Origin of the sequence: Micromonospora humi, assembly GCF_900090105.1 — a bacterium.
Classification (GTDB): Bacteria; Actinomycetota; Actinomycetes; order Mycobacteriales; family Micromonosporaceae; genus Micromonospora; species Micromonospora humi.
Map to the genome: position 1 here is coordinate 233,472 of NZ_FMDM01000011.1, position 12,291 is coordinate 245,762.

The 12,291-nt window shown below is 74.0% G+C and carries 14 protein-coding genes; 5 read left to right on the forward strand and 9 right to left on the reverse strand.

The genetic code is table 11. The annotated features are described in order from the left end of the window. Positions 1–8: 8 nt before the first annotated feature. The 5 genes from GA0070213_RS21440 to GA0070213_RS21460 are packed head-to-tail and all read right to left on the reverse strand — an operon-like array spanning position 9 to position 4,576. Complete coding sequence (locus tag GA0070213_RS21440) at positions 9–266, reverse strand: UBP-type zinc finger domain-containing protein (protein WP_091067608.1); 258 nt, start codon at positions 264–266, stop codon at positions 9–11. Continuing rightward, a complete protein-coding gene (locus GA0070213_RS21445; RefSeq protein ID WP_091067611.1) occupies positions 263–1,843 on the reverse strand; it encodes a Na+/H+ antiporter in 1,581 nt (526 codons plus the stop codon). Before GA0070213_RS21445 ends, GA0070213_RS21440 begins: the two co-directional genes overlap by 4 nt. A 37-nt stretch (positions 1,844–1,880) precedes the next feature. Further along, positions 1,881–2,846, reverse strand: coding sequence for a TIGR03885 family FMN-dependent LLM class oxidoreductase (locus GA0070213_RS21450; RefSeq protein WP_091067615.1), 966 nt, complete (start codon positions 2,844–2,846; stop codon positions 1,881–1,883). Between the two features lie 41 nt (positions 2,847–2,887). After that, positions 2,888–4,300: an NADP-dependent succinic semialdehyde dehydrogenase gene (locus tag GA0070213_RS21455; RefSeq protein ID WP_091067618.1), complete on the reverse strand. Its 1,413-nt coding sequence runs from the start codon at positions 4,298–4,300 to the stop codon at positions 2,888–2,890. Positions 4,301–4,312: 12 nt separating this feature from the next. Beyond that, positions 4,313–4,576, reverse strand: coding sequence for a DUF6343 family protein (locus GA0070213_RS21460; RefSeq protein ID WP_091067621.1), 264 nt, complete (start codon positions 4,574–4,576; stop codon positions 4,313–4,315). Between the two features lie 161 nt (positions 4,577–4,737). Between GA0070213_RS21460 and GA0070213_RS21465 the strand changes: the two genes are divergently transcribed. Together GA0070213_RS21465 and GA0070213_RS21470 are read left to right on the forward strand one after the other, a co-directional pair. Continuing rightward, a complete protein-coding gene (locus GA0070213_RS21465) occupies positions 4,738–5,328 on the forward strand; it encodes an antibiotic biosynthesis monooxygenase (protein WP_091067624.1) in 591 nt (196 codons plus the stop codon). Positions 5,329–5,449: 121 nt separating this feature from the next. Continuing rightward, positions 5,450–6,295: a GDSL-type esterase/lipase family protein gene (locus tag GA0070213_RS21470; RefSeq protein ID WP_091067628.1), complete on the forward strand. Its 846-nt coding sequence runs from the start codon at positions 5,450–5,452 to the stop codon at positions 6,293–6,295. An 82-nt stretch (positions 6,296–6,377) separates the two neighbouring features. Here the strand turns inward: GA0070213_RS21470 and GA0070213_RS21475 are convergent, their stop codons facing one another. The 3 genes from GA0070213_RS21475 to GA0070213_RS21480 all read right to left on the reverse strand — a co-directional run bounded on the left by GA0070213_RS21475 (position 6,378) and on the right by GA0070213_RS21480 (position 8,280). After that, positions 6,378–7,118 carry an EcsC family protein gene (locus GA0070213_RS21475; protein ID WP_091067631.1) on the reverse strand — a complete coding sequence of 247 codons (741 nt, stop codon included), beginning with the start codon at positions 7,116–7,118 and terminating at the stop codon, positions 6,378–6,380. A 41-nt stretch (positions 7,119–7,159) separates the two neighbouring features. Continuing rightward, positions 7,160–7,309: a hypothetical protein gene (locus GA0070213_RS31635; RefSeq protein ID WP_175441426.1), complete on the reverse strand. Its 150-nt coding sequence runs from the start codon at positions 7,307–7,309 to the stop codon at positions 7,160–7,162. Between the two features lie 92 nt (positions 7,310–7,401). After that, positions 7,402–8,280, reverse strand: a complete 879-nt coding sequence (locus tag GA0070213_RS21480) for a peptidase M23 (RefSeq protein WP_091067635.1) — start codon at positions 8,278–8,280, stop codon at positions 7,402–7,404. Between the two features lie 390 nt (positions 8,281–8,670). Between GA0070213_RS21480 and GA0070213_RS21485 the strand changes: the two genes are divergently transcribed. Genes GA0070213_RS21485 through GA0070213_RS21495 form a run of 3 tightly spaced genes read left to right on the forward strand, consistent with a single transcriptional unit; the run spans position 8,671 to position 10,770 of the window. Next, positions 8,671–9,591 carry a proteasome assembly chaperone family protein gene (locus GA0070213_RS21485; RefSeq protein ID WP_091067638.1) on the forward strand — a complete coding sequence of 307 codons (921 nt, stop codon included), beginning with the start codon at positions 8,671–8,673 and terminating at the stop codon, positions 9,589–9,591. A 37-nt stretch (positions 9,592–9,628) separates the two neighbouring features. Beyond that, complete coding sequence (locus GA0070213_RS21490; protein ID WP_091067640.1) at positions 9,629–10,426, forward strand: exodeoxyribonuclease III; 798 nt, start codon at positions 9,629–9,631, stop codon at positions 10,424–10,426. Between the two features lie 20 nt (positions 10,427–10,446). Next, positions 10,447–10,770, forward strand: a complete 324-nt coding sequence (locus GA0070213_RS21495; RefSeq protein ID WP_091067643.1) for an antibiotic biosynthesis monooxygenase family protein — start codon at positions 10,447–10,449, stop codon at positions 10,768–10,770. 429 nt (positions 10,771–11,199) lie between these two features. On the opposite strand, the gene GA0070213_RS21500 is transcribed toward GA0070213_RS21495, so the two are convergent. Then, positions 11,200–11,811, reverse strand: a complete 612-nt coding sequence (locus GA0070213_RS21500) for a class F sortase (RefSeq protein WP_091067648.1) — start codon at positions 11,809–11,811, stop codon at positions 11,200–11,202. Positions 11,812–12,291: the final 480 nt, after the last annotated feature.

A 12,291-nucleotide genomic window follows, 5' to 3' on the forward strand; every position in this document is an offset into this window, starting at 1 on the left:
CGCCGGCGTCAGCCGATCTCCTCGTCGACGAAGCACCAGCGCCACGACTCCCCCGGCTCGATCGAGCGCATCACCGGGTGCCCGGTCGACTCGAAGTGCTTCGTGGCGTGCTGGTAGGGCGAGGAGTCGCAGCAACCCACGTGCCCGCAGCTCAGGCAGGACCGCAGGTGGACCCAGTCCCGGTTGCCGACCGCCACGCAGTCGGGGCACTCGGTGGTGGTGACGGGCTCGGCGTCGCCCGCCCCGGTCAGGTGCTGGCAGCTCATTCGAGAACCTCCTGTCGTAGCAGCGACTCCTCCAGGTCCAGATCACGATAGGCGCGGGTGAGCACCTCCTCCGGGATCTGGCCGGAGTCGCGGGCGGCCCGGAAGACCTCCCGCTCGGCGTCGATCATCTCCTGTCGCAGCCGCGCGTACGCCTGGGAGGGGGTCTCCCGGTCGGTGCCGCCGAGCCGCTCCCAGGCCAGGTTGGCCCGGGACGCGGTCAGCCCGCGCAGCCGTTCCACCACTGCCGGCGGCGCCTCGTCGGCCATGGCGTCGAGCCGGTCCAGGGCCGCCCGGCTGGCCCGCTGCTGCACGCCGGCGGCGGAGAGCGCGTCCTGCACCGGGTCGTCCGGCGGCAGCCGCAGCTTCCGGGCCAGCCAGGGCAGCGTGGCGCCCTGCCCGACCAGGGTGGCCACGATCACCGCGAAGGCCAGCCAGATCAGCAGCGCCCGCGGGTACGGCCGGTCGTCGGCCAGGGTGAGCGGCAGGCCCAGCGCGGCGGCCAGGGTCACCACGCCCCGCATGCCGGCCCAGCTGATGACGACGGGGATCTGCACCGGCGGCGCGGGGTCGCGCTGCCGGACCCGGGGCACCAGCCGGGCCAGGTAGGTGGCCGGGAACATCCAGACGAACCGGGCCAGGAAGACGGCGGCCAGCACCCCGACGGTGATCGCGACCAGTGAGCCGACCGGCTCGTCGAGGTCGCGCACCACCTCGGGCAGTTGCAGGCCGACCAGCAGGAACACCAGCCCTTCCAGCAGGAACTGGATCAGCCGCCAGAACGCGGTCACCTGGAGGCGGGAGCCGGCCGACATGAGCATCGGCAGCTTGTGCCCGATGCCGAGCCCGGTCACCACCACCGCGACCACCCCGGACGCGTGGATCTCCTCGGCGGCGAACACCACCGCGAACGGCACGATCAGCGACAACGCGTTGTCCAGCACCGGATCGGTGATGAGCTTGTGCAGGTAGCCGAAGACCACCACGCCGAGCAGCCCGACCAGGATGCCGCCGCCGGCGGCGACCAGCACCTCCCGGGCCACCTCGCCGACGCCGACCCCACCGGTGCTGGCGGTGGCCGCGACGATCGCCACCCGCAGCAGCACCAGCGCGGTGGCGTCGTTGACCAGGCTCTCGCCCTCCAGGATGGTGACGATCCGCCGGGGCAGGCCGACCCGGCGGGCCACCGCGGTGGCGGCGACCGCGTCGGGCGGCGCCACCACCGCGCCGAGCGCCACGCAGATCGCGTACGGCAGGTCGGGCAGGAACAGGTGCACGACGGTGCCCACCACGAACGCGGTGAAGATGACCAGGCCGACGGCGAGCAGCAGGATCGGCCGCAGGTTGAGCCGGAACGCCGGCACCGAGGTGTTCACCGCCGCCACGTACAGCAGCGGCGGCAGGATGCCGACGAGCACCAGGTCCGGGTCCAGCCGCACGTGCGGGAAGAACGGCAGGAACGACAGCGCGAGGCCGAGCACGACCAGCAGGATCGGCGCCAGCAACCCGAGCCGGCGGGCCAGCGCCGCGCCGAACGTGGCGATCGCCAGGATCACCACGACCTCGAACAGAGCTTCCATGGGGTACGAGCCTAGGCGTCGCCGGGCCCGCCTGTGATCACGCGGTCGGCCGCACCTTCGGCAGCACCTCGGCGCCGAACGCGTCGAGGAACGCCCGCTGCTCCTGCCCGACGTGGTGCAGGGCGATCTGGTCGAAGCCCAGTTCGACGTACTCCTCCAGCCAGCCGACGTGCCGGCCCAGGTCACTGGAGACGTTGACGGTGTCGGTGACCTTCGACATCGGCAGGTCGGCGCTGGCCACGTCGAAGTGCTCGGCGGTCTCCAGGTCCCAGCAGACCGGCGGGGCGAAGACGTTGCTGCGCCACTGCTCGTAGGCGATCGCCTCGGCCTCGCCCTGCTCGGGCGCCCAGCTCACGTGCACCTGGAGGTGCAGCGGCCCGCGCCCGCCCGCGTCCCGGTAGGCGTCGATCATCTGCCGCAGGTGGTCGACGGGCGCGTTGACCGTGATCAGGCCGTCGGCCCACTCGGCGCACCAGCGGGCGGTGGCGACGCTGACCGCGGCGCCGACCAGGGCCGGCGGCTCCTCGGGGCGGGTCCACAGCCGCGCCCGGTCGACGGTGACCAGCCCGTCGTGGCTGACCTCCTCGCCGGCCAGCAGCGCGCGGATCACGTCGACGCACTCGCGCAGACGGGCGCTGCGGACGTCCTTGCGGGGCCACACGTCGCCGGTGATGTGCTCGTTGCTCGCCTCGCCGGTGCCCAGCGCCGCCCAGAACCGCCCCGGGTACATGGCGCCGAGCGTGCCGATGGCCTGCGCGATGATCGCCGGGTGGTAGCGCTGGCCGGGCGCGTTGACCACGCCGAAGGACAGGTTGGTGGCCTGGAGCGCGGCGCCGAGCCAGGACCAGGCGAACCCGGACTGGCCCTGCCGCTCGCTCCACGGCGAGAAGTGGTCGGAGCACATGGCCGCGTCGAAGCCGACCCGCTCGGCGTGGACCACCGCCTCCAGCAGCTTGGCCGGGTGGATCTGCTCATGGGATGCGTGGAAGCCGAACGCCGTCATGGGCAGCACTCCTACCCATGCCGGCGTCCGACCAACCGTCGCTACTCGGCGTGCGCGCCGGCGCCCGCGCCGGCCTCGCCCGCACCGATCCACACCGTCTTGGTGTTGCAGAACTCGCGCATGCCCAGGGCGGACAGCTCGCGGCCGTACCCGGAGTTCTTCACCCCGCCGAACGGCAGCTCCGGATAGGACGTGGTCATGCCGTTGACGAACACGTTGCCGGCGTCCAGGTCGACCGCGAAGCGCTCCTGCTCGGCCGGGTCGGTGGTCCAGGCGTTGGAGCCGAGGCCGAAGCTGGTGCCGTTGGCCACCTCGATCGCCTCGTCGTACGAGGCGACCCGGTAGAGCCCGGCGACCGGGCCGAACACCTCCTCGCTCCACATCCGCATCTCCGGGCGCAGGTCGGTGACCACCGTCGGCGGGTAGAACCAGCCGTCCCCGGCCGGCTTCTCGCCGCCGCAGAGCACCGTGGCGCCCTGGTCGACGGCGTCGGTGACCTGGTCGTGCACCTCGTCCCGGCCGCGCTCGCTGGCCAGCGGGCCGACGTCGGTGTTCTCGTCCATCGGGTCGCCGACCCGCAGCGCCGACATCCGCGCGGCGAACTTCTCGGCGAACGCGTCGAAGACGTCGGTGTGAACGATGAACCGCTTGGCCGCGATGCACGACTGGCCGTTGTTCTGGCAGCGGGCGGTGGTGGCCACCTCGGCGGCCCTGTCCAGGTCGGCCGAGGGCATCACCACGAACGGGTCGCTGCCGCCCAGCTCCAGCACCGTCTTCTTGATCTCCCGGCCGGCGATCGCGGCGATGGAGCGGCCGGCGGGCTCGCTGCCGGTGAGCGTGGCGGCGCGGACCCGCGGGTCGGTGAGCACCCGCTCGACCGCGTCGGAGCCGACCAGCAGCGTGGTGAACGCGCCCTCCGGGAACCCGGCGCGGCGGAACACGTCCTCCAGGTAGAGCGCGGTCTGCGGCACGTTGGAGGCGTGCTTGAGCAGGCCGGTGTTGCCGGCCATCAGGGCCGGCGCGGCGAAGCGCATCACCTGCCAGAGCGGGAAGTTCCACGGCATCACCGCGAGCACCGGGCCGATCGGCTGGTAGCGGACGTACGCCCGCGTCGCCTTGACCGCGGCGGCGTCGGCGGGCTCGTCGGCGAGCATCTCCGGCGCCTTGTCGGCGTAGAAGCGGCAGGCGGTGGCGCACTTGGTGACCTCGGCCTTCGCGGCCGCGTACGTCTTGCCCATCTCGGTGGTCATCAGCCGGGCGGTCTCGTCCCGCTCGGCGTCGAGCAGGTCGGCGGCGGCGGTGAGCCAGCGGGCCCGCTGCGCGATCGTGGTGTCACGCAACTGCCGGTAGGCGAGGTCGGCCCGCTCGATCGCGGCGTCGATCTGCTCGTCGGACATCGCGTCGTAGGTCTTCAGCACCTGTCCGGTGGCGGGATTGGTGGTGGCGATGGGCATGTCGTACTCCTGTCACTCGAACAGCGAGTGCCGCACGCCCGGCTCCTCCCGGCGGCGGGCGGCGCGACGGCGCTGGATGACGACCAGATCGACCACGGCCACCACGGCGAGGATCGCGCAGACGACGCCCAGCCAGGCCAGGTCGGCGGCGAACGCGAAGGCCGCGAGGACGGTCATCACGACCAGCCCGAACAGGGCCAACGCGAGGCGCAGGTTGAGTGCGCTGTTCGCGTGGCCGACCGTGCCTCGGGCGCGGCGGGGCTGTGATCGGGTCATTCCTCCCGGCTACCCCGGCACCGCCGGGACTAACCGGCGCTCCCCGGCGCGCCGGTGATCCCGGACACGGAACGGGTACGCGGCGGATGCGATCACCGGGTGGCCGCGTTGGATCGTGCTGCCGGCTCAGGCGGAGATCCCGCGGCGGCGGAGAGGACGGCATGACCACGATGCAGGCGGGGCCCGTGACCGTCGCCGTGTCCCGGCGCGCCGACCCGGCGCGTACCGGGGAGATGGTGGCGTGGATGCGGGCCGGCACGGCGCTCGCGGAGAGCTTTCCCGGGTTCCTGGGCGCCGGCTTCGTCCGCAGCGCGCCCGGCTCCGGCGAGTGGCACGTGATGTACCGCTTCGCCGACGCGGAGACGTTGCACGGCTGGGAGGACTCGCCGCAGCGGCACTGGTGGCTGAGCTCGGCGCAGGGCATCGTCGAGCACACCCGGGTGGAGCGCCGCACCGGCATCGAGGGCTGGTTCGACCCGCCGGTGGACCACGTGGTGGAGACGTTCGAGCCGGCCGCCCCGGCGGCGCCGCCGCGCTGGAAGCAGGCGGTCACCATCTGGCTGGCGTTCTTCCCGCTCAGCCTCACCGCCACGCTGCTGACCGCCCGGTTCGCCGCCGGTGTGCCGCTCGCCGGCCGGACGCTGCTGATGACGCTCGTGCTCACCCCGCTGATGACCTACCTGGTGCTGCCCCGGATCACCCGGGCGCTGCACTGGTGGCTGCACGGTCAGCCGGCGCCGTGGCGACGCTGAACTGTCGCACGACCATGTGAACGACAGGCGTCGATGCAAGAAAGGCGACAGACCTCCCGTACCGGCGGTCCGGGCGCATAGGGTCGATCCACCCCTGTGCGCCGCCGGAGGTGAGGACCGCATGCCGCGACGGTGGATCGCCGCGCTCGCCTGCCTCGCGGCGCTCGTCGCGCTCGCCTGCGACGGCTCCGGCTCGGCGTCACCCCGCCCCTCCGACACGCCCCGTCCCGGCGCACCCCGGGTGCTGACCGCGCTCGGCGACTCGGTCAGCACCGGCTTCGGCTCCTGCCTGGTGCTGGTGAGCTGCGAACGCAACTCCTGGTCGACCGGGGACAGCCTGCGGGTGGAGAGCCTCTACCGCCGGCTGCGCGCGGACGCGCCGGCGCTGCGGGCGTACAACCGGGCGGTGCCCGGCGCCCGCGCGGCCGGGCTCGCCGACCAGGCCCGGGCCGCGGTACGCGACAAGGCCGACCTGGTCACGGTGCTGGTCGGGGCGAACGACGTCTGCCGCAGCGACGTCGACACGATGACCCCTGTCGCCACGTTCCGCGACCAGGTCGACGCCGCGCTCGCCGTGCTGCGCAAGGGCCGGCCCAAGGCCCGGGTGCTGGTGGTCAGCATCCCGGACCTGTACCGGCTCTGGCAGATCGGGCACACCGAGTCGCGTGCCGTGCGGGCCTGGAAGCGGGGCGTCTGCCCCGCGCTGCTGGCCGACGCCACGTCGACCGCGCCCGCCGCGGCGGCGCGCCGGGCGCGCGTCAAGGAGCGGATCGAGGGGTACGACGACCAGCTGCGCGCCGCCTGCCGGGCGTACGGGTCGCGGTGCCGCTGGGACGGCGGCGCGGTGCACCGTCACCGGTTCAGCCTGGACCAGGTGAACGCGCTGGACTGGTTCCATCCGAACGCGGCCGGTCAGGGCCGGCTGGCCGAGGTGGCCTGGAACGCCTCCGGCTGGGCTCGCGACTGAGCCCGGCCCGGCCGGTCACCGCCCGGCCGGGCCGGCAGGACCGGCGGCGGCCTGCGGCCGGTGAGGGCCGGCGGCGGCCTGGTCAGGGCTGACGCGGGCCGGGGATCTGGCGGGGGCCGGCGGCACGGTAGAGCGCGCGGGCCCGGTCGGCCAGCTCCTTGGTGGCCGAGGAGTTGGCCCAGGTGCCGAGGATGATCGCCGCGCCGGGGACGACCTTGGCGAACATCCGCTTGGCGGCGCGCACCCCGGCCATCCGGGCCAGCCGGACGCCGAGCTGGAGCATCACCCGGCCCAGCGCCCGGTCACCGGACGAACCGAACAACGCGCCGGCCCGTTCCCGACCGGCGGCCACGCCCAGCGCCAGCCGGGCGGCTTCGGCGGCCTTGTGCACCCGCTGGAGCACCAGCAGGTCGGTCGCCCGGTCGGTGCTCGTCGGGTCGGCGCCGTAGGCGGCCGCCACGTGCAGCACCAATCGGGCCTGGGTCCAGGCCAGCACGCCCACGTCGATCACCGCGCCGGGCAACCCGGCGGCCCCGGAGACCGCGCCGGACAGCCGGGCGTGGTTGACGAACTTGCGCACCGCCTGGTCGGCCAACTGCTCGGGCGGCGCGTCCGGGCGCTGAGCCCGCTCCCGGGCCGCCCACTGCGCGGCCTCCGGTCCGAGCCGGCGCACCGCCTCCAGGGCCAGGTGCTCCGGAGCGTACTGCGGGTCCTCGCGCATCCGGTCCCACAGCGTGGCCGGGGGCCCTTCGGGCGCCTCGACCGGCGGGACCGGGGCGGCGGGAACGGTGGATTCCCCGTCGGTGGGGGCGGGGTCGGTCACGGGACGCTCCGGGGTTCGCGCGGTGGGGGTGGACGGGCCGGTCAGCGGCGGCGCGTCGAGGACAGGCGGGTGGCGATCTGCCGCAGCCGCTCCTGGTTCTGCGGCTTCGCCATCTCGCGCCGACCCCGGTCGACCAACTGCTGGCCGCGCGGCGACCGCAGGAAGGTGGTGATCCGTTGCATCAGCGACATGGCGTCCTCCAGTCCGCGGTTCCCCTCATGTGTACCTGGAACCGGCAAGTCCCTGATACCCGAACCGGCGCTCCGGCAACCGTCCACTCCGCTCAGCCGAGGATCTCGGCCACCACCGTGCCGGCGTTCCACTCGTGCTGCGCGTACGCGTCCGGGAACGCGGAGATCTGCACCGCCTGGGCGGCGACGGACAGCGGCAGGTCCTGCCAGCCGGGGATCTCCTCCAGCGCGGACAGGAACGCCTTGGTCGCGTACTCGGGGTCCATCAGCTCCTCGACGGTGCCCCAGCCGCTGCTCGGACGCTGCTGGAACAGCCCGACCGAGTCGTGGTCCCAGCCGACGGCCTGGTGCGGGTAGTTCTGCGACTCGGGCAGCACGCCGCTGGCGTAGTTGAGCAGCGTGCTCTCCTGCATCGCGGTGGCCACCGCGATGACCAGCGCGCGGCGCGGCACGCCCATCTCCTTGCCGGCTCGGACGATCTTGACGGCGTTGTCCATCTGGACGCGGTTCAGGCCGGCGACCGGGACGATCCGGCGGGGCTTCGGCCGGGGCTTGACCGTGGCCTTCGGCTTCGGCTTGGGCTTGGCGGTCGGGGACGGGCTGGCGCTCGGGGTGGTCGGTGCGGTGCTGGGCCGGGCCAGGCTCCGCGAGGCGGCGTCGAGCGCCGCCCGCTCGGCGATCTCCGCCGCGGGGGCGGGGCGGGTGGCGCGGTCGGTGGCGCCGAAGCCGACCTGGCTGACGCCGACCAGGCCGAGGCAGCAGGCCGCGCCGGCGGCGACCACCAACCTGGTACGGCGGTTCATCGAGCCCCGCGGGCGGGTACGCGGGGTTCCGGCGCGCTCCGGCGAGGAAGCGGTTGTCCGGTCGGCCGAGGGGGTACCGTCTGCCTGGTCGATGGAGGGGGCATCGTCCGAACGGTCAGCTGGGCGGCCGGGGGCGTTCGGGTCGTCGAGGGTGCCGTCGTCACGCATCCGACGAGGCTAGACAGGGCAAACCGGGATCACCCAGGCCCAAAGGGTGGCCCTCACCACAGTTCGCCCCACCGCAGCCGGACATCGCGGGAAGCGGCGCCCCAGCGCGGTGCCAACCTCGCGGAACGGTCGAACCTCCGGTCCGCCACGCGGCCGGTCGGCGCGGGCAGGAACGTCGCAGCCACTCTCCTCGCGGCCGATGATCGTCTAACTCACCCTTTCGGCCGACGTGGGGTGGACCGCGCGACCGAGGCGTGGCCGAATTGTGATCACCATCCGGGCACCGGACGGGTCCGTAACGGAATGGACCACGACCCCCGGTACGTTTGCCGAATCGGGGACGTCGTCGCACGGCGCTCCCCGAACGCGTCCGACAGGGAGGACCCACCGGTGCTCGACCCACACGAGCTCTACGAACTCACCGACGAGCTGCCCGACCTCGGTCAGCCGGTGCTGATCCAGGCGCTCACCGGCTTCGTCGACGCGGGCAGCGCCACCCGGCTGGCTCGGGAGCAGCTGCTCACCTCGCTGGACGCCCGGACCATCGCGCGGTTCGACGTCGACCAGATGTTCGACTACCGCTCCCGCCGGCCGGTGATGACCTTCGTCGAGGACCACTGGGCCGAGTACGACGCCCCGGAACTCGAGCTGCACCTGCTGCACGACGACGACGAGACGCCGTTCCTCCTGCTCACCGGCCCCGAGCCGGACCTGCAGTGGGAACGTTTCGTGGCCGCCGTCGCCGGCCTGTCGGCCCGCCTGGACGTCCGGCTCACCGTCGGGCTCAACTCGATCCCGATGGCCGTGCCGCACACCCGGCCCAGCGGCGTCACCGCGCACGCCACCCGGCCCGAGCTGATCGCCGGGCACGAGCCCTGGCTGCAGAAGGTGCAGGTGCCGGCCAGCGTCGGGCACCTGCTGGAATACCGCCTCGGCGAGCAGGGGCGCGACGCCCTGGGCTTCGCCGCGCACGTGCCGCACTACGTCGCCCAGACCGAATACCCGGCCGCCGCGGAGGCGCTGCTCGCCGCCGTGTCGAAGGGCACCGGCCTGCTGCTGCCGCGCGACGGCCTGCGCACCGCCGCCGAGGCCATCCGGGTCGAGATCGACCGTCAGGTCGCGCAGACCGAGGAGGCGGCCACGCTGGTCCAGGCGCTGGAGGAGCAGTACGACGCGTTCGCCCGCGGGCGCGGCGAGAAGAACCTGCTCGCCAACGAGACCGGCCCGCTGCCCACCGCCGACGAGCTCGGCGCCGAGCTGGAGCGTTTCCTCGCCGAGCAGACCCACCCGGGCGACACCCCGGAACGGTGAGCGGGCGGGGCCGACCGGGATGCGGCAGGCTGGAGGCATGCGCCTGGCGACCTGGAACGTCAACTCGGTGAAGGCCCGCCTCCCCCGGCTGCTCGACTGGCTGGCCACCACGAAGCCGGACGTCGTCTGCCTGCAGGAGACGAAGTGCCCGGACGGGGCGTTCCCGGTCGCCGAGGTGGGCGACCTGGGCTACGAGGTGGCCAGCCACAGCGACGGCCGGTGGAACGGCGTGGCCGTGCTCTCCCGCGTCGGGCTGGCCGACGTGGCGGTCGGCTTCCCCGGCGAGCCCGGGTTCCCCGCCCCCGAGGCCCGCGCGATCGCCGCCACCTGCGACGGGGTCCGGGTCTGGTCGGTGTACGTGCCGAACGGCCGCGCCCCGGACGACCCGCACTACGCCTACAAGCTGGCCTGGTTCGCGGCGCTGCGCGACGCGCTGGAGGCGGAGGTGGCCGCCGGCCTCCCGCTCGCGGTCTGCGGCGACTTCAACGTGGCACCGACCGACGCCGACGTCTGGGACCCGGCGCTGTTCGCCACCTCCACCCACGTCACGCCGGCCGAACGCGCCGCCCTGGCCGCGCTGCGCGACCTGGGCCTCGCGGACGTGGTGCCCACCCCGATGAAGGGGCCGCATCCCTACACCTACTGGGACTACCGGGCCGGGATGTTCCACCAGAACAAGGGCATGCGGATCGACCTGGTGTACGCCACCGCGCCGTTCGCCGACGCGGTCCGCTCCGCGTACGTGGACCGGGAGGCCCGCAAGGGCAAGGGCCCCTCCGACCACGCGCCGATCGTGGTCGACGCCGACCTGGTGCCGGCCGTCGAGGCCCTCTGAGTCACCGTAGGGTGGACAGCATGGCAGTCGTGAAGATCAACGCGATCGACGTCCCGCCCGGGGCCGGCGCGGAGCTGGAGAAGCGGTTCGCGGCCCGGGCCGGCGCGGTGGAGAACTCCCCCGGTTTCCTCGGCTTCGAGCTGCTGCGCCCGATCGCCGGGGACACCCGCTACTTCGTCTACACCCGCTGGGAGACCGAGGAGGCCTACCAGGCCTGGGCGCAGGGCTCCTCCCGGGCCGCGCACGCCTCGCCCGAGGGTGGCGAGCCTCGCCAGCCGGTGGCCACCGGCGCGACCCTCCTGGAGTTCGAGGTCGCCCTCCAGGTCCCCGCTCCCACCTCCTGACCGCCCCGCTCGGCGGTTCACCCGGGATCCCGGGCGTGTCGCGCCCGGCAGCAACGTTCCCTCAAGAGCGGTATACCTGAGAGTCATATTTATGACTCTCAGGTATACCGCTCCCAGCTGCATCCTCTCTCCCCCGCGACACGCCCACGGGCCACCGGGCCACCGGGCCACCGGGCCACCGGGCCACCGGGCCACCGGGCCACCGGGCCACCGGGCCACCGGGTCGATCATGAGGTTAGCCGGGCCGTCGTCCCTTTTGTCGCCTGTCAACCTCATGATCGACGGGCCGGTCAGGGTTTCTGGAGCATGATCGAGGCGTAGTGGGCGTAGCGCTCCAAGGCCCAGTCGAGCTGGCCGCAGGCGTGCCGGTCGCGGCATTGCAGACAGCCGCCGGGCCGCCAGCCGAACAGCCGCAGTCATCACGATGCGTCAGCGCGTGCGGGTGTCGGCCAGGGAGGCGAAGACGATGACGTTGTCCTCGTAGCCGGTGCGACCGCCGAGCCACGTGCCACCGCAGGTGATCAACCGGAGTTCCGCCGGGCCGGAGTCGCCGTAGACCCGAGCGGCGGGCAGTTTCGCCTTGTCGAAGTACTCGACGCTGTCGACCTTGAAGGTCACCACGCTGCGGTCCGCCCTGGTCACCTGGATCCGCGCGCCCGGCTTGAGTTCGCGCAGCCGGTAGAACACGGCCGGCCCGCTCTTGGTGTCGACGTGACCCACGATGATCGCCCGACCGGGCTCCCCCGGCACCGCGCCCCGGTTGTACCAGCCGGTCTGGTCGGTCTCGGTCAGCGGCGGCACGTCCACCGAACCGTCCCGCGCCTGACCGACCGGGGTGACCGGCGCGGCCACCTTGATGGTCGGCACCGACAGGCGGACCGGCAGGCTGGCCGGCGTCCGGGCCGGTGCGGCGGTCGAGGCCGGCGCGGGTGCCACCGCGCTCGACCCGGCCGACGCGTCGGCGAAGTCGAACGGCCCGGCCGTACGGCCGAGCCCCGCCCCGACCGCGAACACGCCGAGCAGCACCAGCACCACGGCCATCGGTTTCGACCAGGGGCTCCGGCGACGGTCCCGCCCGGCCGGTGGGGCGGGAGGCGACACAGGTGGACCGGCCGGGGGCGGGCCACCGGGCCCGGCCCGGACGGACGGCGTCCCGGCCGTCGACGGTTGCCAGGGACGGGATGCGGCCGGCGGCGGCAGCCACGGCCGCGAGCCGGTGGGCGGCTCGTCGGTGGACGGCGGACGCCACGGCCGCCAGCCGGCGGGTGGCTCCTCGTCAGCGGGCGGCGGAGCGGGCGGCGGGCTCCATGGCTGGGAGGCGGTGGGCGGCTCGTCGGCAAACGGCGGGTCGGGCGGCGGCGGACTCCACGGCTGGGAGCCGGTGGACGTCCCGGGCCCGGCGGACGGCTCCGCGCCGGCACGCGGGGCGGAAGCCGGGCGGTGGCCGGGACGAGGCCCCCCGGTGGCGGGCGGCGCGGCGGCCGGGCGGTGGCCGGGACGAGGCCCCCCGGTGGCGGGCGG

Excerpts from the sequence above, each read along its gene's own strand:
- GA0070213_RS21440 (WP_091067608.1), bottom strand. The coding sequence starts at position 266 with ATGAGCTGCCAGCACCTGACCGGGGCGGGCGACGCCGAGCCCGTCACC.
- GA0070213_RS21445 (WP_091067611.1), bottom strand. The coding sequence starts at position 1,843 with ATGGAAGCTCTGTTCGAGGTCGTGGTGATCCTGGCGATCGCCACGTTC.
- GA0070213_RS21450 (WP_091067615.1), bottom strand. The coding sequence starts at position 2,846 with ATGACGGCGTTCGGCTTCCACGCATCCCATGAGCAGATCCACCCGGCC.
- GA0070213_RS21455 (WP_091067618.1), bottom strand. The coding sequence starts at position 4,300 with ATGCCCATCGCCACCACCAATCCCGCCACCGGACAGGTGCTGAAGACC.
- GA0070213_RS21460 (WP_091067621.1), bottom strand. The coding sequence starts at position 4,576 with ATGACCCGATCACAGCCCCGCCGCGCCCGAGGCACGGTCGGCCACGCG.
- GA0070213_RS21465 (WP_091067624.1), top strand. The coding sequence starts at position 4,738 with ATGACCACGATGCAGGCGGGGCCCGTGACCGTCGCCGTGTCCCGGCGC.
- GA0070213_RS21470 (WP_091067628.1), top strand. The coding sequence starts at position 5,450 with ATGCCGCGACGGTGGATCGCCGCGCTCGCCTGCCTCGCGGCGCTCGTC.
- GA0070213_RS31635 (WP_175441426.1), bottom strand. The coding sequence starts at position 7,309 with ATGTCGCTGATGCAACGGATCACCACCTTCCTGCGGTCGCCGCGCGGC.
- GA0070213_RS21480 (WP_091067635.1), bottom strand. The coding sequence starts at position 8,280 with ATGCGTGACGACGGCACCCTCGACGACCCGAACGCCCCCGGCCGCCCA.
- GA0070213_RS21490 (WP_091067640.1), top strand. The coding sequence starts at position 9,629 with ATGCGCCTGGCGACCTGGAACGTCAACTCGGTGAAGGCCCGCCTCCCC.
- GA0070213_RS21495 (WP_091067643.1), top strand. The coding sequence starts at position 10,447 with ATGGCAGTCGTGAAGATCAACGCGATCGACGTCCCGCCCGGGGCCGGC.
- GA0070213_RS21500 (WP_091067648.1), bottom strand. The coding sequence starts at position 11,811 with ATGGCCGTGGTGCTGGTGCTGCTCGGCGTGTTCGCGGTCGGGGCGGGG.